The sequence below is a fragment of the Rhodococcus sp. USK10 genome, assembly GCF_019378875.1.
In the GTDB taxonomy this organism is placed as follows: Bacteria; Actinomycetota; Actinomycetes; order Mycobacteriales; family Mycobacteriaceae; genus Rhodococcus_F; species Rhodococcus_F pseudokoreensis.
In genome coordinates, this window is sequence record NZ_CP076048.1 from 8,078,064 (window position 1) to 8,098,973 (window position 20,910).

The window sequence follows — 20,910 nt, forward strand, 5'->3', positions numbered from 1 at the left end:
GACACCCTCCACGGGGGACCAGTAGCGTGAGTCCATGACCGCGTCGTTCAGTTCCGGGGAGGATTCGGCTGCACTGGTATCGAACCGTGCAGTCGTGTGGAGTCCGGACTATCTCAGTTATCGGTGGAGTGCGGACCACCCGATGAATCCCACGCGGCTCGAGCTGACCATGTCGCTCGCGCGCAGCCTCGGGACTCTGGAGGGGGTCGAACTGTTGCGGCCCGCCGCCGCCTCGGACGCAGATCTGCTGCGGATCCACACGCCCGCGTACATCGAAGCGGTCAAACAGGCCGGTCACTCCGCGACGTCCGGTGTGCTCGGCGCGGAGGCACCGCACGGGCTCGGCACGGAGGACAATCCCGTTTTCCCCCAGATGCACGAGGCGAGCGCGATCCTCGCCGGCGGATCCCTCGCCGCGGCGCAGGAGATCGCCGCCGGCCGCACCCGCCGCGCCGTCAGCATCGGCGGCGGCATGCATCACGCCATGCCCGACTGGGCCTCCGGATTCTGTGTGTACAACGATGTCGCCATTGCCGTCTCCTGGCTGCTGGACAACGGTTTCGACCGGATCGCCTACATCGACGTCGACGCACACCACGGTGACGGCGTCCAGCACGCGTTCGCCAACGACCCTCGGGTCCTGACGATCTCGCTGCACCAGCACCCGGCAACCCTGTGGCCCAACACGGGGTGGTCGAGCGAAGTCGGCGAGGGATCGGCGGAGGGCACGGCGATCAACCTCCCCGTGCTGCCCGGCACCGTCGACGCGTTGTGGCTGCGCGGTTTCCACGCCGTCGTGCCCGGTGCCCTCGCCGCGTTCCGGCCGCAGATCGTGATCAGTCAGTGCGGTGTCGACAGCCACCGGGAGGACCCGCTGGCCGACCTCGCGCTGACCGTCGACGGCCAGCGGGCCGCGTTCCTCGCGATGCGCGACCTCGCCGACCGCTACGCCGAGGGGCGCTGGCTCGCCGTCGGCGGCGGCGGTTACGGCCTCGTCCGGGTCGTCCCGCGTGCGTGGACCCACCTGATCGCCGCGGCGCTCGACCGGGAGATCGACACGGCCCGTGCCGTGCCCGAGGCCTGGCAGGAGCGGGCTCACGCCCTCGCGCCCAGCGTCGACCTGCCGGACACCATGGGCGACGGCGGGGAGGTCGACTACCTGCCGTGGGACGGCCCCGGTGGCACACCGGAAACCGGGATTCCGTCGGTCGACCGCGCACTGACGCGGATCGACTCCGCCGTCATCGCCACCCGCCGCGCCTGCTTCCCGCTACTCGGACTCGACCCGGAGGATCCCCGTGACTGAGCAGGCGGACGACAGCGAAACGACCGGCGCCACGCAGTCGCCGGGCAGCGCGGAGACGGGCAGCACTGAGTCGTCGGTCGGTGCCGGGGCGACGGGGAAACCCGACCCGGCGCACAACTACCCGCGGCATTGGGTCGCCGACGTGCTCGCGGCCGACGGCGGGGCGGTCGCGCTGCGGCCGATCGTGCCCGAGGACGCCGACAAACTCGTCGCGTTCCACTCCAAGCTGTCCGAACGCACCCGCTATCTGCGGTATTTCGGTCCCTACCCGACGATGTCGCAACGGGACGTCGTTCATTTCACCACGGTCGATCACCACGACCGGGTCGCGTTCGTGGTGGTGCTGGGGGACGAGATCATCGCCGTCGGCCGGTACGAGCGGCTCACCGGCGAAGGGGACGGCAAATCCGCCGAAGTGGCATTCGTCGTCGCCGACGCGCACCAGGGCCGCGGACTCGGGCCGATCCTGCTCGAGCACCTGGCCGCGGCGGCCGCGGAGAGCGGTCTGACGATGTTCGTGGCCGAGGTCCTCGCGGAGAACCGGAACATGGTGACCGTCTTCCGCGAGGCCGGATACCAGGTGAGCCGCAGCTTCGAGGGTGGCGTGCTCAGGCTCGAGTTCGCGATCGACCCCACCGAAGCGATGGTGTCCGTACGCAATTCCCGCGAGCGGGCCGCCGAAGCGCGGAGCATGCGCAACGTGCTCAGCCCGCGGTCGGTCGCGGTGATCGGCGCGTCCACCGACCGGGCGAAGGTCGGCAACGCCGTCCTGACCAACCTGTTGCGGGCCGGATTCACCGGCCCGGTGTATCCGGTCAACGCGGAGCACCGTTCGGTCCACGGGGTGCGGGCGTACCCGACGGTCCGGGACATCCCCGACGAGGTGGACCTCGCGGTCGTCGCCGTCCCCGCCGAATCGATCAACGCCGTCCTCGACGACTGCCTGGACAAGGGGGTCAAGGCCCTCGTCGTCGTGTCCTCGGGATTCAGTGAAACCGGAATGGACGGACGGCAGTCGGAGCGTCGCCTCGTCCACGCCGCCCGCGCGCACGGGATGCGGCTGATCGGTCCCAACGCGCTCGGCGTGGCCAACAACGACCGGGACGTGTCGTTGAACGCCACGCTCGCGCCGGTGCTGCCGAGCCCCGGCAACGTCGGCTTCTTCTGCCAGTCCGGCGCACTCGGCATCGCCATCCTCGACGAGGCCGCGCGGAGCCGAATCGGGTTGTCCGCGTTCGTCTCCGCAGGCAACCGCGCCGACGTCTCCGGCAACGACCTGCTGCAGTACTGGGATTCGGACCCGGCCACCGAGGTCGTGCTCCTGTACCTGGAGAGCTTCGGCAATCCCCGCAAGTTCTCGCGTATCGCGCGGAGGGTGGCGCGGAACAAGCCGATCGTGGCGGTCAAGAGCGGGCGGCACGCCGTCCCGCCCGCGCTGGCGGCCAGCGGCGGCGAGATGGACGATTCGATCGTGCGCGCCCTCTTCGAGCAGGCCGGGGTGGTGCAGGTCGGATCGATCTCCCAGCTGTTCGACTGTGCACTGCTGTTCGGGTACCAGCCGCTGCCTGCGGGCCCCCGGCTCGCCGTGGTCGGGAACTCCACCGCGCTCGGTGTCCTCGCCGCCGACGCGGCCCGCAGCGAGGGTCTGCAGGTCGGCGACCCCGTCGACCTCGGCCCGCAGGCCGGTCCCGAGGAATTCGCGACGGCCGTCCGGACGGCACTCGCGTCCTTCGACGTCGATTCGGTGATCGCCGTGTTCGTTCCCCCGGTCGCCGTTCCCGTCGAACCCTTTGCCCAGGCGCTGCGGGAAGCGGTGCGGGAAGCCGACAAACCCGTCCTCACGACGTTCCTCGCGGCGGAGGGCGTGCCCGACGTGCTGGCGGTCCGCGGTGAGGACGGGCACCCGACGCGCGGTTCGGTGCCCTCCTATCCCGGTCCCGAACGCGCGGCGCTGGCGCTGGCGCGGGCCTGGCGGTACTCGGCCTGGAAGAGTAAGCCGTCCTCGAAAGTGGTGCGCCCCAACGGGATCGATCCGGAACGGGCGAAAGCGATGATCGACGGCTGGCTCGGGGCGTCGTCCGGCCGCTGGCTGTCGGACTTCGAGGCGTCGCAACTCCTCGCGTGCTACGGCGTGGACGTCGTGGAATTCCGGTCCGCCACCACCGAGGAGGAAGCCGTGCAGGCCGCCGAGGAACTGGGATACCCGGTTGCGGTGAAGGCGACGGGGGAGCAGTGGCGGCACCGGCCCGACCTCGGCGGTGTCCGCCTGGACCTCGTCGGGCCCGACTCGGTCCGCTTGGCCTACCGTGACCTCGCCGCCGCATCCGGTGAACCCCTGCTGCAGGTGCAGCGGATGGCCACCAAGGGGATCGGCTGCGTCGTCGGCGTGCAGGACGACCCGTCGTTCGGTTCGCTCATCTCGTTCGGACTCGCCGGCGTGATCTCCGACCTGCTCGGTGACCGCGCCTACCGGGTGCTGCCCCTCACAGAGGACGCCGCAGCGGAGCTGATCGACGCACCGAAGGCCGCGCCGCTGCTGTCCGGCTACCGCAGCGCGGTGCCGGTGAACAAGTCGGCCCTCGTCGACCTCGTGCAGCGGATCTCCGCGCTCGCCGACGACCTGCCGGAGGTGCGGGAGTTGGCCTGCGAACCGGTGCTGGCGTCCGCAGAGGGCGCGCTGGTCACCGATTCGCGCGTGCGGATCGGCCCGGAGCCCAGCGTCGCGGACCTCGGCCCCCGCCGGCTGCGCTGAGCGGTCGGCCAGGCCGAGGCAGGACAGCACAGCGCCGGTGCCGGTCGCGTACGACCGGCACCGGCACTGATTCGGAGGGAGCGTGTCAGCTGGCGTAGGAGCGCAGCCGCTCGGCGCGGTCGCCCTGACGCAGTTTGCCCATCACCTCGCGCTCGATCTGACGGACACGCTCGCGGGAGAGCCCGAAGAGCTTGCCGATCTGGTCGAGGGTGCGCGGCTGACCGTCGTCGAGTCCGTATCGCAGGCGGATGACCTGCTGCTCACGTTCGTCGAGGGTGGCCAGCACGGTGCGCACGTCGCTGTGCAGGAGACCGGCGATCACGGCGTTCTCCGCGGACGTGGCCTCGGAATCCTCGATGAAGTCGCCCAGCGGGGCCTCTTCGTCGTTGCCGACCGGCATGTCGAGGCTCACCGGGTCGCGGCTGTGGTCGAGGAGATCCGCGATCTTGTGCGCCGGGATTCCCGACTCCTCGGCGAGCTCGTCGTCGGTCGCCTCCCGCCCGAGTTGCTGATGCAGCTCACGTTTGATGCGGGCCAGCTTGTTGACCTGCTCCACGAGGTGCACTGGGAGCCGGATCGTGCGGCTCTGGTCGGCCATGCCGCGGGTGATCGCCTGACGAATCCACCAGGTGGCGTACGTCGAGAACTTGAACCCCTTCGCGTAGTCGAACTTCTCCATTGCGCGGATCAGGCCGAGGTTGCCCTCCTGGATGAGGTCCAGCAGTGGCATGCCGCGACCGGTGTACCGCTTCGCGAGCGACACGACGAGCCGCAGGTTGGCCTCGAGGAGGTGCGCGCGGGCGGACTGTCCTTCCCGGACGACCGTAGCGAGGTCGCGCTTCTTCGCGGGGGAGAGGCGCTTCCCGGTCTCCAGGATGTGCGCGGCGTACAGCCCAGCCTCGATTCGCTTGGACAGTTCCACCTCGTCCGCGGCCGTCAGGAGAGCTGTGCGGCCGATGCCGTTCAGGTAGACGCGGACCAGGTCGGCAGCGGGGCTCTGGGCGTCCAGATCGGCGGCGCTGGGGCGAATGCGAGTAGTGGTGCTGGGGCTTGTCATGACTTGCCTCCTCATCGGTGGTGTCTCATATGGATCAACGCACCGACGGCCCGGGAAAGTTCCCGGCCGGTAATTTATGAAGACGCTGTGACCTGCGGGTTCCTCGATTCGGTCCTGAGAAGTTGCTGAGAACACGTATAAGGGGGACGGATCGGGAACCCGGCGGCTACGCGGGAAGCACCAGTCCGTGCCGGACGAGGGCGTGCACGAGCGGCACCGCCGACTGTGCGAGTTCTTCCGCGTCGACCCCGTGCGCGGCGGCGAGGAGTTCGATCAGTTCGCCCAGCACGAGGCCGTCGCCGCGCATGCCCGCGACGAGCGAGGCGACGAGATCGTCGACCTCGTGCTGCCACGCCGGACCGTTCCCCCGGTGCAACCGGGCGACCACTTGCGTCCATCCCTCGTCGCCGGGCAGGAACACCCGCTCCAGGGCGGTGCTCTCCTCGACGCGGAACCGGGCGGTGAGCACGTCGTGGTCGCGCAGCCACGCCACCCGCTCGAAGTACGCGAGCGCCTCCGCGCCGAGCGGATCGGTGAAGCCGTGGGTGAGGTCTTCCGCCATGAGGTCGGTGGGTGCGTCGGTCCGGCGCAGGTAGACGAACCCGAAACCGACTCCCTCCACGTCCGCGCTCGCGAGGTGATCGAGCCAGTCCTCGGCGATCGTCGCGGTGGCCGGGTCCCGGGTGTCGAGGCCGCCGTCCCGCATCCAGGTGCCGACGTACAGGGCCGGGTCCGCGACATCCCGCTGCACCACCCACGCGTCGATCCCGTGGGCGGGCAGCCAGGACGCCACCCGGGCACGCCAGTCCTCGCCCTCGACGTGGATCCACGACGCCAGCATGGCCGCCGTGCCGCCGGGCGCGAGGTAGCCGGCCACGCGCGAGATCATCAGTTCGCTCGCGCCGTCGAGGTCGAGGCCGGAGTCACGGTAGGTGTGGCCCACCGTGGCGCGACTCACGACGAACGGCGGATTGGCCACCACCTGATCGAACGTGCGGCCCTCGACCGGCTCGAACCACGACCCGGCGAGCAGTTCCACCTCCTGCTCGTTGAGCGCCGCCGTGACGGCCGCCAGGTCCACGGCCCGGACGTTCAGGTCTGTCGCCGTGATCGAGTCGGCGTAGGAGGCGCCGTGCAGGGCCTGGATGCCGCACCCGGTCCCGATGTCGAGCAGCGTCCCGACCGGCGCGGTCGGGGTGGCCTGCAGCAGCGACAGCGACGCGTGCCCGACGCCGATGACGTGATCGACGGTGGTCTCGCGGGGGCGGAGGGAACCGTCGAGGTCGGAGAGCACCCAGCGGTTGCCCCCGCCGATGTCCAGCGGCCGCAGGTCGAGGGCGGCCCGGACGACGTCACCGTCGGATTCGAGCAGGCCCGCGGCGACGGCGTCCTCGACCGCGAGCGGGGACAGCGCCGCGGCCACCTCGCCGGCGGGACAGTCGTCGGTGAGCAGGAACAGGCGGATCAGGGTGCCGAGTTCGCCGCACGACGCGCTGGCCCGGCGCACCGGGACCGGTTCGTTGCGGCTCAACGCCGCATGGACCTCGGGGCCCAGCGCATCGAGCAGGGTGTCCGTGTCGTACCGATTACGGAGGAGGGCCGCACGCAGAGATGGGCAGATCGACAGCAGTTCGTCACGGTTCACCCGTGCATTGTTGCAGGACGCCCCGTGGCGTCAGCCCTCGATCGTGTGGTGCGGCGGCGCGGGCAGGGCGGTGGACGGCGACTCGCGGTGGTCGTACCTGCTGGGCTCGTCCTTGGTGCGCGGCGGCCGGTCGTTCGCGATGAGGACCGCGATCCACGGCAACGGGATCGACACGCCGATGATCGCCATCGAGATCCACGGGTTCTCCCAGATGCCGTACGCCACCGCCGCGAAGATCAGCGCCGGGAACCGGAACGACATGATGAGCAGATACTTGCGGACACGGGCACGGTGCTGATCCTCGATGGATCGCGCTGCCTCGGTGATGAGAACCGGATTACTCGGTGAGCCGGCGTCGTGGGACCCACCGAACCCTGCACTTCGTGCCATGACTCCACTGTTCCACTGTCGGGCGGCAAATGCACACGGGGGGTGGGATCACCGGCCGGTTGCGGCATTATTGAGGGGTGAGCACTCAAACCAAGGAACGGCCCGACGTCACCACCGACGAGTCGACCGATGACGACACTCCCAAGTTCTTCCATTACGTGAAGAAGAACAAGATCGCGGAGAGCGCCGTCATGGGCACTCACGTCGTCGCGTTGTGCGGCGAGGTGTTTCCGGTGACGAAATCCGCGAAGCCGGGATCGCCGGTCTGCCCCGACTGCAAGAAGATCTACGAAGGATTGCGCAAGGGCGACTGAGGCTTCGCCGGCGCTCGCCGCACACCCGGTGGCTCGGGAGATTCTCGTACCGGGCCGTCGGGCTTTTCGTCGTTCCCTGACCCCTGCCCGTCCGGATCGGTGCGGGCGCGGTCGCCGACCACCTTGATCGGGCCGGTGGCGATCCGACGCGTGAGGCTGGTCACCGGACCCGCCGACGGTGAACTCTCGGCCTGCGCGGCGATCCAGTCCCGCATCTGGTCGATGCGGGTCGCCCTGGCAGGCCAGAACTCCTGCACGGTGGCGTTGAACTCGGCGCCGAGCACCACCGCGAAACCCAGGAAGAACGTGAACAGCAGGAACGCGATCGGCGTGGCCAGCGCCCCGTACGTGTATCCGGTGCCCGCAACCCACGAGAGGTAGCGGCGCAGGCAGGTGCTCGCGCCGAGGAAGAACACTCCCGCGACGAGCGCGCCGCCGAGCATCCGATGCCAGGGCAGCGACCGGGGGAGCGCCACCTTGTACAGCGTCGTCAGGCCGACGATGAGCAGCAGTCCCACCCCGGGGTAGTAGAACGTGTCGACGATCTCCGTCCCGATCGTGCGCCACGCCTCCGGGAGGACCCTCCCGACGAGCGTCGGCCCCAGCGCGACCAGCGGCAGGGTGAACACGGCGAGGATCAGGAACATCACGTAGAGCAGCAACGCGAACACACGCTGCCACACGGGGTGCCGCGCCTCCTGCTGGCCGTGGGCCTCGACGATCGAGTCCACGAACGTGGAGATGGCCGACGAGCCCGCCCAGAGGGACAGCAGGAAGCTCAGGGACACGATCTCGGGGCGTCCCCGTTCGAGGACGTCGCCGACCGTCGGGCGGATGATCTGTTCGACGACGCTGTCGCTGAACACGGTCCCGCTGAAGTTGACGATCTTCGACTGGATGATGTCGACGGTGTCGGGTCCGAACCACCCGCCGACGTAGCCGAGCATTCCGAGCAGACCGAGCAGGAGCGGGGGCAGCGACAGCGTCTGCCAGAACGCCGCGGCCGCCGCCTTCCCGAAGATCGAATCGTCCCACGCCTTGCTCGCTGTGCGACCGATCACGCTCAGTGCGCGACGTAGCGGATGCCACCCGGACCGGGGTGGATCACCGCCACTCTGCGGTGTCGTCGAGGGTGTTTCGGTCATGATGTTTCCAGCATCCCTGACGACACGCCCGGTTGCCCACCGCTGCTGTCCTCGTGTCGCGACAAATCTGTCACTATCGGAACTCGCGAATGCGGTTCGCGTCGGATCCGGGCGCTAGGCTCCTTGACGGACAGCGCCTTCGGGTGTGGACCGGATGTGTCGATCGATACCGAGGAGTGCGAGCAAACAGTGCCATGCCAGCGGAGGGCAGCCCGTGAGTGCTGAGACAGTGGGCTCCCAGTCGGCGCCGAGAGTGGAAACCGAGGCCGCGCAGATCGTGGGCACCGAGGCCTACCTCGCACAGACCGAACCAGCCAGGCCCGCGGGATCGCTGCGCGCCTGGCAGCGTCGTGCGCTGACCAAGTATCTGTCCACCGGACCGCAGGATTTCCTCGCGGTCGCGACGCCGGGCGCCGGTAAGACCACCTTCGCGCTGCGGGTCGCGTCGGAACTGCTGCGCGACCGCACCGTCGACCAGGTGACGGTGGTCGCGCCGACCGAGCACCTCAAGCATCAGTGGGCGGAGTCCGCGGCGCGCAACGGCATCGCGCTGGATTCGTACTTCTCGAACTCGACCGGGCAGACATCCAGCGACTACCAGGGTGTGGTGGTGACGTACGCGCAGGTCGCCTCCCACCCGTTCAAGCACCGGGTCCGCACCGAGAGCCGGCGCACGCTGGTCATCCTCGACGAGATCCACCACGGCGGCGACGCGAAGAGCTGGGGTGACGCCATCCGGGAGGCGTTCGGGGACGCCACCCGCCGTCTCGCCCTGACCGGTACGCCGTTCCGCAGCGACGACAGCGCGATCCCGTTCGTGACGTACGAACCCGACCGCGAGGGTCTGATGCGCTCGAAGGCGGATCACTCCTACGGGTACTCGGACGCGCTCGCGGACGGCGTCGTCCGGCCCGTCGTGTTCCTCGCATACTCCGGCGAGGCACGCTGGCGGAACAACGCGGGCGAGGAGTTCTCCGCGCGGCTCGGCGAGCCGCTCAGCGCGGAACAGACGGCCCGGGCGTGGCGCACGGCCCTGGACCCGTCGGGCGACTGGATCCCCGCGGTCCTGCACGCCGCCGACACCCGCCTCGGCCAGTTGCGCACCGGCGGCATGCCCGACGCGGGCGGCCTCGTGATCGCGACCGACCAGACCGTCGCCCGCGCGTACGCACAGACCCTGAAGGTGGTCACCGGCGAGGATCCGGTCGTGGTCCTCTCCGACGACCCGACGGCGTCCAAGCGGATCGCCGAGTTCGGCGCGAGTACCCAGAAGTGGATGGTCGCCGTCCGCATGGTGTCGGAAGGCGTCGACGTCCCCCGCCTGGCCGTCGGCGTGTACGCCACCAGTGCGTCCACCCCGCTCTATTTCGCACAGGCGATCGGTCGTTTCGTGCGGTCCCGCCGCAAGGGGGAGACCGCGAGCGTGTTCCTCCCGTCGGTGCCGGTGCTGCTCGACCTGGCCAGCCAGCTGGAGGCGCAGCGCGACCACGTGCTCGGCAAGCCGCACCGGGAGAAGGACGGCTTCGACGACGACCTGCTCGCCGACGCGAACAAGCAGAAGGACGAACTCGGCGAGGAGGAGAAGGCATTCACCTCGCTCGGTGCCGATGCCGAGCTCGACCAGGTGATCTACGACGGCTCGTCCTTCGGGACGGCCACGTTCTCGGGATCCGACGAGGAGGCCGACTACCTGGGTCTGCCCGGTCTGCTCGACGCCGACCAGATGCGCGCCCTGCTGCGGCAGCGTCAGTCCGAGCAGCTGGACAAGCAGGAGCCCGCCGCGCCCGCGCCCGTGCACACGCCGGTTCCGCAGGTCGCGGACCGGGTGGCCGCCGCCGGGCAGCTCGCGCAACTGCGCCGCGAACTGAACAGTCTCGTCGCGATGCACCACCACCGGACGGGCAAGCCGCACGGCACCATCCACGGCGAACTCCGCCGGGTCTGCGGGGGACCGCCCACTGCGATCGCCACCGTCGAGCAGCTCACCGAGCGGATCTCCACCCTGCGGCAGTGGTGACCGCCGCCGCGTGACGCGAACGCACACAAGAGACCGGCGAGTGCAGTGCACTCGCCGGTCTCTTGTTGCTGAAAGAGGTGAGCCTGGGACGGGTCACCCGGGCTGACGTATCAGATTGCAGCTTCGGCTTCGGACACGATCGTGGCGTTCATCTCGCGAAGACGGTCTGCGTGCTCGTTGGCGTGGTGACCGCAGAAGAGCAACTCTCCTCCGGTCGGAAGGACCGCGCGAACGCGGGCTCCCGCACCGCACCGGTCGCACCGGTCGGCTGCGGTCAACGGGGGGCTGGTCAGTGTTCCGGGCATGACTCCTCCGTACTGGCTTTTCGACTGATGCCGAGTGCCTGGGGCCTTGGTCCGCCGCGTCGGGGGTGGCGCGGTGGATCTACTCTGTCAGACGTTTGAGGTTTACGCGTTGTTCCCGACGGCGTTTCTCAGTGTTGCATCACACACGAAATCGGCCCGAAACGTGCGGACAGCGGCGTGACGAGCGCCGATGCGAACAGACCGACCGGTCCGGGTTCGCTGACAGCTGATTCGATTTCGGGGCGTGACGCTAGTCTCGCCCTGTGAAATCCGAAGACCAGCTCGTTCACATCTGCAGCCGCGACGAATGGCGCACCGCCGAACGCGAAGGCGCTCGCGTGCCCGCCACGTACGCCGCGGACGGATTCGTGCACCTCTCCACCCCCGCCCAGGTGCATCTGCCCGCCAACCGGTTGTTCGCCGGGCGTACGGACCTCGTCCTGCTCAGACTCGACCCCGACGCGCTCGGTGCGCCGGTGAAGTGGGAGCCGGGCGTGCCGACGGATCCGGCGTCGATGCTCTTCCCACACCTGTACGGGCCGCTGCCCGTCACGGCGGTCACCGCCGTCGAGGAGTACCGCCCCGACGCGGACGGCACGTTCCCGGCCCGGCGCTGACGCGAGCCTTCCGCGGTTGGTCACCCCCATCGGACTACCGTGGTGGCATGAACGTTGAAGTGACGCCACTACCCGGTATCGGGGTGCGTAAGGACTTCGAACTCGCCGCCGGTCGCCGCATCGGTGTCATCACCCACCGCGACGGCCGCACGGACCTGATCGTGTCGAAGGCCGACGACCCCGACGCCTGCGCCGCGTCCGTGCCGCTCACCACCGAGGAAGCGGCCGTGCTCAGCAATCTGCTCGGAGCACCGCAACTGGTCGCGCAGCTGGAGGAGGAACACCGGGACCTGCCGGGCATCCGCACCAAGCAGCTGTACATCAAGGAAGATTCCCGGTTCGACGGCCGCCCGCTGGGCGACACCGCGATGCGCACGCGCACCGGGGTGTCGATCGTCGCGGTCATGCGGGCGGGGCAGGTGTACCCGTCACCGAAGCCCGACTTCCTGCTCACCTCCGGCGACCTGCTGGTCGCCGTCGGAACCACAGACGGACTGGACGCGTCAGCCAAGCTCCTGGCCAACGGCTGACAGACCCGTGAACACCACCACGCTCGCGCTCATCGAACTGGGCGCGGTGTTCTTCGCGCTCGGTCTGCTGGGCCGTCTGGCAGCTCAATTCGGGATGTCGCCGATCCCGTTCTATCTTCTCGGAGGCCTCTGCTTCGGCAGCGGCGGATTCGTCAACCTCGGCGACATCAGCGAGTTCAGCCACCTGGCGAGCGAGATCGGGGTGGTCCTCCTCCTGCTTCTGCTGGGGCTCGAGTACACCGCGTCGGAACTTGTCACCGGGCTGCGACGGTCGTGGATGGCCGGTGTCGTGGACGCCGTCCTCAACGCCGCGCCGGGAGCCGTCGTCGCCCTGATGCTGGGGTGGGGACCTACCGGTGCCGTCGTGATGGCCGGCGTCACCTACATCTCGTCCTCGGGCATCATCGCGAAGGTTTTGAGCGACCTGGGACGACTCGGTAACCGTGAAACGCCGGTTGTGCTGTCGATCCTGGTGTTCGAGGACCTCGCGATGGCCGTGTACCTGCCCATCCTGACGGCCCTGCTCGCCGGTGTCAGCTTCGCCGGCGGACTCGAGGCGGTGGCCATCTCCCTCGTCGTGATCTCCGTCGTCCTCGTGATCGCGCTCCGGTACGGCCGCTACGTGTCCGCCCTGCTGGACAGCCCGGACAGCGAGACCCTGCTGCTGAAGCTGCTCGGTGCCGCGCTCCTCGTGGCGGGAATCAGCTCGGCGATGCAGGTCTCGGCCGCCGTCGGGGCGTTCCTGCTGGGGATCGCGATCTCCGGCACGACCGCCCACAACGCCAGCCGCGTCCTCGAGCCGCTCCGCGATCTGTTCGCGGCGATGTTCTTCGTGGTGTTCGGGCTCAACACCGATCCCCGGGCGATTCCGCCGGTCCTCGGCTGGGCCGTGCTGCTCGCCGTCGTCACCGCGCTGACGAAGATGATCACCGGTGCGTGGGCGGCGAAACAGCAAGGGGTGGGGCGGCTGGGCCGGGCCCGCGCCGGGGTCGCGTTGATCGCGCGCGGCGAGTTCTCGATCGTCATCGCCGGCCTGGCTTTGTCGGCGGGCGCAGTGGAGAGCGAATTGGTGGCACTCGCCACCGCGTACGTGCTCCTGATGGCCGTCATCGGCCCGGTGGCGGCCCGGGTGGTCGAACCGGTGGCGGGCGCCTGGATCCGGGTTCGTACCACCGCCTGACGGGCCGCGGCCGGATGCCCCGGCGCACGGACGACGATGCCCCCGGACTCGCTCGGAGTCCGGGGGCATCGGAGTCTGTGCGTCAGTCCAGGTAGTCGCGCAGCACCTGCGACCGCGACGGGTGCCGCAGCTTCGACATGGTCTTGGACTCGATCTGGCGGATGCGCTCACGCGTGACGCCGTAGACCTGTCCGATCTCGTCGAGGGTGCGGGGCTGTCCGTCGGTCAGGCCGAAGCGCAGGCGCACGACGCCCGCTTCACGCTCGGAGAGCGTCTCGAGCACCGACTGCAGCTGGTCCTGCAGCAGGGTGAAGGACACGGCGTCGACGGCCACGACGGCCTCGGAGTCCTCGATGAAGTCGCCGAGCTGGCTGTCGCCCTCGTCGCCGATGGTCTGGTCGAGGGAGATGGGCTCACGCGCGTACTGCTGGATCTCCAGCACCTTCTCGGGCGTGATGTCCATTTCCTTGGCGAGCTCTTCAGGAGTGGGCTCACGGCCCAGGTCCTGCAGGAGTTCACGCTGGATGCGGCCGAGCTTGTTGATGACCTCGACCATGTGCACCGGGATGCGGATGGTGCGGGCCTGGTCGGCCATCGCACGGGTGATGGCCTGACGGATCCACCACGTGGCGTAGGTCGAGAACTTGTAGCCCTTGGTGTAGTCGAACTTCTCGACGGCACGGATGAGGCCCAGGTTGCCTTCCTGGATCAGGTCGAGGAACGCCATGCCGCGGCCGGTGTAGCGCTTGGCCAGCGACACGACGAGGCGGAGGTTGGCCTCCAGGAGGTGGTTCTTGGCGCGGTTTCCGTCGCGGCAGATCCAGCTCATGTCGCGGCGCTGGGCAGCGGGGAGCTTCTCGCCGGAGTCGGACAGCTCCTGCATGATCTGAGTCGCGTACAGCCCGGCCTCGATCCGCTTGGCGAGCTCGACCTCCTCTTCGGCGTTGAGGAGGGCGACCTTGCCGATCTGCTTGAGGTAGGCGCGGACGGAGTCTGCGGACGCGGTCAGCTCGGCGTCCTTGCGGGCCTGGCGGAGCGCCTCGGACTCCTCCTCGTCCCACACGAAGTCGCCGGAAGCCTTGTCCTTCTCGGACGGCTCCTCGGTCTCCTCGTCCTCGCCGACTGCGACGACCTCCACGACATCGGACTCGACCTCGGCGAGGTCGCCCTCGGTGATGTCGATGTCTTCCATGTCGGCGGAATCCTCGTCGAGGTCCTCGCCGTCCGCACCCTTACCGGCCGTGGCCTTCTTGCCGCCCGCCTTCTTCGCCGCCGCCTTCTTGGCGGGGGCCTTCTTCGCTGCTGCCTTCTTGGCGGGGGCCTTCTTCGCCGCTGCCTTCTTCGCGGGAGCTGCCTCGGCTGCCGGAGCGGTGCCGGTGGCTGCCGCTGCGACTGGTGCTTCCGGTCCTGACTCTGAAGTCGAATCAGCAGTCTGACGTGTATCGGTGGCTGCCACGTACGCCCTTTCGTGACGGTGTCGTGCGGCGTCACGCCAGAGTGGTCATCCGGCGGAGAGGTCTACTGGTTTCGCCGGCGCGCAGCCGGGCTCTTCCATTGTAACGACCCATCCGAAATAGTTACGGAGCGATGCCCGTTTCGACCGCGAGCGCAGCACCGACGATTCCCGCCGTGTTGAGCAGCGCAGCAGGTACGACGGGTGTCCTGTTGGTCAGATGGGGGATCCACTTCTCGTGTTTGCGGCTGATTCCGCCGCCGGCGATGAACAGATCCGGCCACAGGAGGTCCTCGAACCGGGTCAGGACCCGGCTGACCTCGACGGCCCACTCCTTGTACGAGAGATCCTTCTTTTCCTTCACCGAGGACGCCGCCCGGTGTTCGGCCTCCTTGCCATGCACCTCCATGTGCCCGAACTCGGTGTTGGGGAGCAGTACGCCGTCGTGGAGGATCGCCGAGCCGATGCCCGTGCCGAACGTGAGGAGGATGAGAACCCCCTTCGCGTCCTTGCCCGCGCCGAGCGCATCCTCCGCTATCCCCGCCGCGTCGGCGTCGTTGAGGACCGTGACGCGCCTGCCGCCGAGTGCGCCCGAGAACAGCGCGCGCGCGTCCGTCCCGATCCACCCCTTGTCGATGTTCGCGGCGGATCGTGCGACGCCGCCGGTGACGACGCTCGGCAGAGTGATACCGACCGGTCCGTCCCATTCCGCCTGGCGGATGATCTCCGCGACGGTCTCCGCGACCGCCTGCGGGGTGGACGGCTGGGGGGTGAGGAGCTTGATGCGGTCGCCGATCAGCTCGCCGGTCTCGAGATCGACGACGCCACCCTTGACGCCGCTGCCTCCGACGTCGACACCGAACCCCGTTTTGGCCATGGCGTGTGCTCCTCCGTGTCGACGACGACGTGTTCTCGGGCGCGCTTCTGCTGCCCGTCACACTAGTGCGTCGAGGCGGGTTCGGTGGGTGATGACACTCGAGGACGCTGCGCCGCCGGAAGGGGACCGCGAACGTCAGCGGTGGTGTGAGGCAGCGAAAGTGTGATCCGATGGGTGAGTGCATGCACCCCAGAGTTCAGACACCGCGCAAGGCCACGCCGGCACCGATCCCAGACGGCTGCTCGAGGTCGCCGTCGCGGTGGCCGAGGAGGCCGCCGCCCACGTCCGGGCCCGGCGGCCCGAGGTATTCGGAATCGTCGGGACGCGAGCGGAATCCGGCGACTCCGTGGCGTCGAAGAGCACTCCCACCGACCCCGTTACCGTCGTCGACACCGAGAGCGAGCAGGTCATCCGCGACCGCCTCGCGGAGCTTCGTCCCGAGGACGCGATCCTCGGCGAAGAAGGTGGGGGAGAGGGTGATTCCGTCGCGGGGGTGCGCTGGATCGTCGACCCGATCGACGGCACCGTCAACTTTCTGTACGGGGTGCCCGCGTACGCGGTCTCCGTGGCCGCCCAGGTCGACGGAGTGTCCGTCGCCGGGGTCGTGGTCGACGTGGCGGCCCGATCGACGTACGCGGCGGCACGCGGCGGCGGGGCGACCCTCACCGACGCCGACGGGCGGGTCAGCGCACTGCGGTGCAACCCCGTCACGGACGTCTCGATGGCGTTGCTCGCCACCGGATTCGGATACGGAGCTGCCCGCCGCAAGGTGCAGGGCGCCCTCATCGCCGACATCCTGCCGAGGGTGCGCGACATCCGCCGGATCGGTTCCGCGGCCCTCGACCTGTGCATGGTCGCGGCAGGCCGTGTCGATGCCCATTTCGAACACGGACTGAGTCCGTGGGACTGGGCGGCGGGGTCGCTGATCGCGACCGAGGCGGGCGCCCGCGTGCGGATCCCGTCGCCGCACACGTCGAGTGCGGACGGCGAAGTGGTGGTTGCCGCGGCCCCCGGCATCGCCGACGCGCTGGACGCCCTGTTCGCCGAGACCGGGGTGGACACCCCGATCCCGGAGCGGTGACCGGCGGTCAGCAACGGGCGGTGCGCGCCGCCTTCAGGAGGTCGATGTCGAGCGGTGCGGGCTGGGTCCCGGGCGGCGGATCCTTCAGCGACCGCAGAACCTCCTCGGCGTCGGCGTTCGGCGAGATCTTGCGGAAATAGGTTCCGAGGGCGAGATCGACCGTGTCGTCGGCGCGGGTGTCCTGGATGAGTTCGGCGCACGGGGCCACCAGCCAGAGCGCGCTCGCGGCAGCGGCGCCGTTCGGGCCGAACCGCAGCTGCCCCTGGCACTGCATGTTCTGGTCGACGTAGATCGGGTCGTTTCCGGCCTGGACGTCGGGTGCGCTCGCGAACCCGTAGTCGCTCAGCTGAGCGGCCACCTGAGCCGCCTGGCCGTGCTCGCCGTTGGCATTGAACACGCGCACCTTCGTGGCGGACAGTGCGGCGGGCTCCACGTCCCGCAACGTCGAACCGTCGACCCTCTCGCCCAGCGCTTGCGGCGGCGGGGCCGCGGGATCGACCGGTTGCGCGGCCGGCTGCGGAAGATTGCAGTCGACCGTCGCGGTCAGGTTCTCGTCGTCGCCGAGGACACCCATCCACACGACGGCTCCGAGCAGAGCGAGAACCGCGAACACCACGAGGATCGGCATCGCCCGCCGCCGCCGGAACGGACGACCCTTGTCGTCGAGCGGGCTGCCTTCGGTGATCAGTGAAACCACAGTGTGCCTCGACCTCTCCTACGAACTGCACTTGGAACGTTTCGCCCGTCCAGCGCACCGATACAGGCCCCGGCCACACGTCGTGGCGCAGGTTCGGCACCTACCTTAGATCCCTGCGGCGTCATAACCCCGAACCCGTCCCCGTTGTGGAATGTCACAGGTTGCTGTGGTGTTGGTGACGATTAGCAGACAATTTGCGCGATCGGCCGATTCGGTTACGTCTTTTGTACTTCCTTCGGCTACTGTCTGGCGGCCCCAGTCGTTCAAAGCATGCAGAACGAGGGTCGGCAGAAGATGACAAAAGAGGCGTAGATCATGTTTCCGGAGCCTGATATCCGGGCACGTATCCATCCGCTGCGGCGCCCTGCAGCCGCAGGGTGTGATCTGCGCCGAGGCGGTTTTTCGGGTGGACGGTCGACCGGCAATCGGTCCGACGTGCCGCACGGGCCGGGATACACGGAAGAAGATGAGGGGAAGGCGACATGGCAACTGACTACGACGCACCGCGGCGAACAGAGTCCGACGAGGTTTCGGAGGATTCGCTGGAGGAACTGAAGGCGCGACGCAACGAGGCTCAGTCGGCTGTCGTCGACGTCGACGAGTCCGACACCGCGGAGTCGTTCGAACTGCCCGGCGCGGATCTGTCCGGTGAAGAACTCTCGGTGCGGGTCGTGCCGAAGCAGGCCGACGAGTTCACGTGTTCGAGCTGTTTCCTGGTGCACCACCGCAGCCGGCTCGCCAGTGAGGCGGGCGGAGTGCTGGTGTGCAGGGACTGCGCGGCCTGAGCGGCGGCGAGTACGAGAGGCGGACGGTGGGAGGCCCACCGTCCGATCAGTCCCCGTCCGCCTGCGGGCGGGCACGGTCGAGCGCGGCCAGCAACTCCGCAGGCCGACGCGTGCTGATCAACCAGTAGGGGGTCGGGTCCTCGGGGTCGTCGAGCACGATCAGTGCCATCGGCTTGACCCAGACCCGGTGTTGCACGAAGGCGGCGGGATCGAGCTGACGGCCGAGAGCCGCACTCTTCGCCGAACCCGGAACCTCGGCGACCCGCGCGATGACGTCCACCGGCAGATGCGCCTGTCCGACTCGCAGGTGGACGCCGCTCGGTTCCTCGACGACCTCGACGCGCAGGCGGCTCAGCCAGACGAGCCCCCACACGGGCAGCGGCAGCAGCAGGACGTACGGCAGCCACGCGCGCAGGCCGGGCGCACCCATGTGCACCTCCGCGGCGAGCAGCCCGGCGACGAACAGGCCCACTGCCCACCACCAGACGGGCACCCACAGGCGCTCGGAGTACAGCACGGGCGAGGCGTTATCGGTGGGCGCGACTTCGGGCCGGGACGTTTCTGACACCCGACCAGGATAGTCGGTGTCTGAGAGTAGGCTCGGTGCACGTGAGCGACCTATCTCCCGGCCATTCTCCCGCCGCGACCCCCACCATTCCGCCCGTCGCCCTCCAGCGGCTGGACCCGGGCATTCCGGTTCCGCAGCGCGCGCACGACGGCGACGCAGGTGTCGACCTCTGCAGCACCGCCGACGTGACCATCGAGCCGGGGCGCCGCGTCCTCGTCGGAACCGGCATCGCGGTCGCGTTGCCCCTGGGCACCGTCGGACTGATCCACCCCCGCTCCGGGCTGGCCGCCAAATCGGGACTGTCGGTGGTCAACACCCCCGGCACCATCGATGCCGGGTACCGGGGCGAGATCAAGGTGTGCCTGATCAATCACGACCTCGACACCCCGATCGAGATCCGGCGGGGCGACCGGATCGCCCAACTGCTCGTGCAGCGGGTCGAACTGGTGTCGTTCGTCGAGGTCGAGTCCCTCGACGGCACCACCCGCGGCAGCGACGGACACGGGTCGAGCGGAGGCCACGCCAGCCTCGTCGGCAATGCCAGTGAAGGAGCCTGATCATGTTCGGACGTCGTAAGAAGGCGGAAGCCGAGGCCGACCGGCCCGAATTCTTCGAGGACGCCGAGGCGGACGACGCCGACGCCGCCGACTACGAGGACGACTACGACGCCGTGACCGAGGTGGACGGCGGTCCGTACGACGCCGACGACCTCGAGTCGGGCGCCGACCTCACCGTCGGCGAGGTGGGAACCCGCCTCGACCTCGGTTCGGTCCTCGTGCCGATGCCGCAGGGTGCCCAATTGCAGGTCGAGATGGCGCCCGACGGTTCGCCGCAGGCCGTGCACCTCGTCACCCAGCACGGACGCATCACGGTGGCCGCGTATGCGGCCCCGAAGTCTCCCGGCCAGTGGCGTGAGGTCGCGGGCGACCTCGCGGAATCGTTGCGCAACGACAACGCGACGGTGAGCGTCGAGAGCGGACCGTGGGGACGTGAGGTATTCGCCGTCACCCCGAACGCCGACCTGCGTTTCATCGGCGTCGACGGTTACCGGTGGATGGTGCGCTGCGTGGTCGCGGGACCGAGCGGTGGCAACACGGCCGACTCGGAACTCGTCGCGTCCGCCAGGGCGATCCTGAGCGACACCGTGGTGAAGCGGGGCAACGAGCCGAACCCGGTACGGACCCCGCTGCCGGTGGTGCTGCCCGAGGCCCTCGCCCAGCAGCTGGCCGCAGCCCACCAGCAGCAACTGGCGCAGCAGCAGGGTGGCGCCCCGCAGCAACCGGCTCCTGCGCAGCCGGCGCAGCAGCCGGAACCGGGTCCGCAGGGTGAGCAGCAGCAGCCGCCGCAGGAGCAGGCCCCGGCCCAGCCGCAGCAGCGTCGCGGCGAATCGGGTTCGGCGATGCAGCAACTCGGTCGCTGACCCCGCGTCGGGGGATATGACGCTCAGGCCGTGTGCAGGACCGAGTCCAGCGCGCTGAGGCACGTGTAGCCGAGAACTGCCGGGTCGGCACCGATCTCGTCCAGTGTCACCGTGACGAGACCCGCGTGCGGTAGTCGTTCGGACCAGGTGCGGGCGACCTCGAGAGGATGCACGGCGTCGTCGGTGGCGGCAGCGATGCCCACCGGCGTCGTGATGCGCTCGAGGTCGTCGAGACCGGGCGCATGGTATTCCGACGCCTCGTCCAGCGCCGCGGGGAGGTGCGGCCACTGGGATCGCCAGGATTTCGCGAGTTCCCGGCCCAGCCACGGCGGGCTGGAGGCGATCATCTCGGCGGTGACCCGTTCGAGGCCGTCCGCCCGCAGCCGGGCGGCGGTGAACCGGGCGCTGGCGGCGGCGGGGGCGTCCGCGGCGGTCCCGGTCCACGCGGGCAGCGCCGCGAGTACTCCCGCGACGTGATCGGGGTGTGATCCTGCCCACTGCAACGCCACTGCGGCGCCGATGGAGACCCCGCCGACGACGATTCTTCCGTGCTGCGCGGCGGCGCCGTCGAGCGCGTCGAGGTAGCTGCCGACGACCCGCCGGGGATCGGGTTCGACTGCGACCGTACGCACTCCACGGCTGGTCAGGGGCTCGGTGAAGGCCCGGGCGACGAAGTCCGCATCGGACCCGGTACCGGGGAGCACGACGGCCACGGACGGCCGGTCATCAGAGGGCATGAGTCGATCCTGCCTGGTGCGTCACAGCGGCCTT

Annotated in this window: 21 protein-coding genes; 11 read left to right on the forward strand and 10 right to left on the reverse strand. The window is 69.3% G+C overall.

The features are described from left to right. Nucleotides 1-34 precede the first annotated feature (34 nt). Complete coding sequence (locus tag I1A62_RS44010) at nt 35-1,306, forward strand: acetoin utilization protein AcuC (protein WP_124392927.1); 1,272 nt, start codon at nt 35-37, stop codon at nt 1,304-1,306. Continuing rightward, the gene (locus I1A62_RS44015) at nt 1,299-4,058 is read left to right on the forward strand and encodes a GNAT family N-acetyltransferase (RefSeq protein WP_124392928.1); all 2,760 of its coding nucleotides are present in this window, start codon (nt 1,299-1,301) and stop codon (nt 4,056-4,058) included. The genes I1A62_RS44010 and I1A62_RS44015 overlap by 8 nt, the downstream gene beginning before the upstream one ends. A gap of 85 nt (nt 4,059-4,143) precedes the next feature. Here the strand turns inward: I1A62_RS44015 and I1A62_RS44020 are convergent, their stop codons facing one another. From I1A62_RS44020 to I1A62_RS44030, 3 genes are all read right to left on the reverse strand, one after another. Continuing rightward, nucleotides 4,144-5,115 (reverse strand): sigma-70 family RNA polymerase sigma factor, encoded by a 972-nt coding sequence (locus I1A62_RS44020; protein WP_005240812.1) that lies wholly within the window; start codon nt 5,113-5,115, stop codon nt 4,144-4,146. A 166-nt stretch (nt 5,116-5,281) separates the two neighbouring features. After that, a complete protein-coding gene (locus I1A62_RS44025) occupies nt 5,282-6,760 on the reverse strand; it encodes a methyltransferase (protein ID WP_124392929.1) in 1,479 nt (492 codons plus the stop codon). 30 nt (nt 6,761-6,790) lie between these two features. Continuing rightward, on the reverse strand, nt 6,791-7,150 hold the full coding sequence (locus tag I1A62_RS44030; protein ID WP_005261100.1) for a DUF3099 domain-containing protein: 360 nt from the start codon (nt 7,148-7,150) through the stop codon (nt 6,791-6,793). 77 nt (nt 7,151-7,227) lie between these two features. Between I1A62_RS44030 and I1A62_RS44035 the strand changes: the two genes are divergently transcribed. Further along, nucleotides 7,228-7,464 carry a DUF3039 domain-containing protein gene (locus I1A62_RS44035; protein ID WP_005240826.1) on the forward strand — a complete coding sequence of 79 codons (237 nt, stop codon included), beginning with the start codon at nt 7,228-7,230 and terminating at the stop codon, nt 7,462-7,464. On the opposite strand, the gene I1A62_RS44040 is transcribed toward I1A62_RS44035, so the two are convergent. Then, nucleotides 7,437-8,609, reverse strand: coding sequence for a YihY/virulence factor BrkB family protein (locus tag I1A62_RS44040; protein WP_219458177.1), 1,173 nt, complete (start codon nt 8,607-8,609; stop codon nt 7,437-7,439). The two genes, I1A62_RS44035 and I1A62_RS44040, sit on opposite strands and share 28 nt — an antisense overlap. A 253-nt stretch (nt 8,610-8,862) precedes the next feature. On the opposite strand from I1A62_RS44040, the gene I1A62_RS44045 reads away from it, so the two are divergent. Beyond that, the gene (locus tag I1A62_RS44045; protein ID WP_206011525.1) at nt 8,863-10,626 is read left to right on the forward strand and encodes a DEAD/DEAH box helicase; all 1,764 of its coding nucleotides are present in this window, start codon (nt 8,863-8,865) and stop codon (nt 10,624-10,626) included. Between the two features lie 110 nt (nt 10,627-10,736). On the opposite strand, the gene I1A62_RS46750 is transcribed toward I1A62_RS44045, so the two are convergent. Beyond that, entirely contained in the window at nt 10,737-10,931 is a 195-nt protein-coding gene (locus tag I1A62_RS46750) for a hypothetical protein (RefSeq protein WP_005240831.1), read from the reverse strand. A gap of 263 nt (nt 10,932-11,194) precedes the next feature. Here I1A62_RS46750 and I1A62_RS44050 point away from each other — a divergent pair, with 263 nt between their 5' ends. From I1A62_RS44050 to I1A62_RS44060, 3 genes are read left to right on the forward strand one after another with little or no spacing between them, the layout of a single operon-like run. Further along, nucleotides 11,195-11,548, forward strand: a complete 354-nt coding sequence (locus I1A62_RS44050) for a DUF952 domain-containing protein (protein ID WP_124392931.1) — start codon at nt 11,195-11,197, stop codon at nt 11,546-11,548. A gap of 47 nt (nt 11,549-11,595) precedes the next feature. Further along, on the forward strand, nt 11,596-12,078 hold the full coding sequence (locus tag I1A62_RS44055; protein ID WP_005240833.1) for a cation:proton antiporter regulatory subunit: 483 nt from the start codon (nt 11,596-11,598) through the stop codon (nt 12,076-12,078). Nucleotides 12,079-12,085: 7 nt separating this feature from the next. Continuing rightward, entirely contained in the window at nt 12,086-13,258 is a 1,173-nt protein-coding gene (locus I1A62_RS44060) for a cation:proton antiporter (RefSeq protein ID WP_087555834.1), read from the forward strand. 82 nt (nt 13,259-13,340) lie between these two features. Here I1A62_RS44060 and I1A62_RS44065 read toward each other — a convergent pair whose 3' ends face one another. Together I1A62_RS44065 and ppgK are read right to left on the reverse strand one after the other, a co-directional pair. Then, on the reverse strand, nt 13,341-14,714 hold the full coding sequence (locus tag I1A62_RS44065; RefSeq protein WP_087555835.1) for an RNA polymerase sigma factor: 1,374 nt from the start codon (nt 14,712-14,714) through the stop codon (nt 13,341-13,343). Between the two features lie 121 nt (nt 14,715-14,835). After that, nucleotides 14,836-15,588, reverse strand: a complete 753-nt coding sequence (ppgK, locus tag I1A62_RS44070; RefSeq protein WP_219458178.1) for a polyphosphate--glucose phosphotransferase — start codon at nt 15,586-15,588, stop codon at nt 14,836-14,838. A 178-nt stretch (nt 15,589-15,766) separates the two neighbouring features. Between ppgK and I1A62_RS44075 the strand changes: the two genes are divergently transcribed. Next, a complete protein-coding gene (locus tag I1A62_RS44075) occupies nt 15,767-16,669 on the forward strand; it encodes an inositol monophosphatase family protein (protein WP_206005135.1) in 903 nt (300 codons plus the stop codon). A 7-nt stretch (nt 16,670-16,676) separates the two neighbouring features. On the opposite strand, the gene cei is transcribed toward I1A62_RS44075, so the two are convergent. Next, a complete protein-coding gene (gene cei, locus I1A62_RS44080; RefSeq protein WP_124392933.1) occupies nt 16,677-17,366 on the reverse strand; it encodes an envelope integrity protein Cei in 690 nt (229 codons plus the stop codon). A gap of 482 nt (nt 17,367-17,848) precedes the next feature. Between cei and I1A62_RS44085 the strand changes: the two genes are divergently transcribed. Further along, on the forward strand, nt 17,849-18,151 hold the full coding sequence (locus I1A62_RS44085) for a DUF4193 domain-containing protein (RefSeq protein ID WP_087555838.1): 303 nt from the start codon (nt 17,849-17,851) through the stop codon (nt 18,149-18,151). A 46-nt stretch (nt 18,152-18,197) separates the two neighbouring features. On the opposite strand, the gene I1A62_RS44090 is transcribed toward I1A62_RS44085, so the two are convergent. Beyond that, nucleotides 18,198-18,668 (reverse strand): DUF3093 domain-containing protein, encoded by a 471-nt coding sequence (locus tag I1A62_RS44090; protein WP_087555839.1) that lies wholly within the window; start codon nt 18,666-18,668, stop codon nt 18,198-18,200. Nucleotides 18,669-18,754: 86 nt separating this feature from the next. Here I1A62_RS44090 and dut point away from each other — a divergent pair, with 86 nt between their 5' ends. After that, nucleotides 18,755-19,276, forward strand: a complete 522-nt coding sequence (gene dut / locus I1A62_RS44095; protein WP_192581899.1) for a dUTP diphosphatase — start codon at nt 18,755-18,757, stop codon at nt 19,274-19,276. 2 nt (nt 19,277-19,278) lie between these two features. Next, nucleotides 19,279-20,139: a DUF3710 domain-containing protein gene (locus I1A62_RS44100; RefSeq protein ID WP_219458179.1), complete on the forward strand. Its 861-nt coding sequence runs from the start codon at nt 19,279-19,281 to the stop codon at nt 20,137-20,139. A gap of 23 nt (nt 20,140-20,162) precedes the next feature. Here the strand turns inward: I1A62_RS44100 and I1A62_RS44105 are convergent, their stop codons facing one another. Then, nucleotides 20,163-20,876, reverse strand: a complete 714-nt coding sequence (locus I1A62_RS44105; protein WP_124392936.1) for an alpha/beta fold hydrolase — start codon at nt 20,874-20,876, stop codon at nt 20,163-20,165. Between the last annotated feature and the right edge of the window lie 34 nt (nt 20,877-20,910).

Bases quoted from the DNA above. Each gene is read 5' to 3' on its own strand.
- I1A62_RS44010 (WP_124392927.1), top strand. From the start codon at position 35: ATGACCGCGTCGTTCAGTTCCGGGGAGGATTCGGCTGCACTGGTATCG.
- I1A62_RS44030 (WP_005261100.1), bottom strand. From the start codon at position 7,150: ATGGCACGAAGTGCAGGGTTCGGTGGGTCCCACGACGCCGGCTCACCG.
- ppgK (WP_219458178.1), bottom strand. From the start codon at position 15,588: ATGGCCAAAACGGGGTTCGGTGTCGACGTCGGAGGCAGCGGCGTCAAG.
- I1A62_RS44020 (WP_005240812.1), bottom strand. From the start codon at position 5,115: ATGACAAGCCCCAGCACCACTACTCGCATTCGCCCCAGCGCCGCCGAT.
- I1A62_RS44055 (WP_005240833.1), top strand. From the start codon at position 11,596: ATGAACGTTGAAGTGACGCCACTACCCGGTATCGGGGTGCGTAAGGAC.
- I1A62_RS44105 (WP_124392936.1), bottom strand. From the start codon at position 20,876: ATGCCCTCTGATGACCGGCCGTCCGTGGCCGTCGTGCTCCCCGGTACC.
- I1A62_RS44085 (WP_087555838.1), top strand. From the start codon at position 17,849: ATGGCAACTGACTACGACGCACCGCGGCGAACAGAGTCCGACGAGGTT.
- I1A62_RS46750 (WP_005240831.1), bottom strand. From the start codon at position 10,931: ATGCCCGGAACACTGACCAGCCCCCCGTTGACCGCAGCCGACCGGTGC.
- I1A62_RS44040 (WP_219458177.1), bottom strand. From the start codon at position 8,609: ATGACCGAAACACCCTCGACGACACCGCAGAGTGGCGGTGATCCACCC.
- I1A62_RS44100 (WP_219458179.1), top strand. From the start codon at position 19,279: ATGTTCGGACGTCGTAAGAAGGCGGAAGCCGAGGCCGACCGGCCCGAA.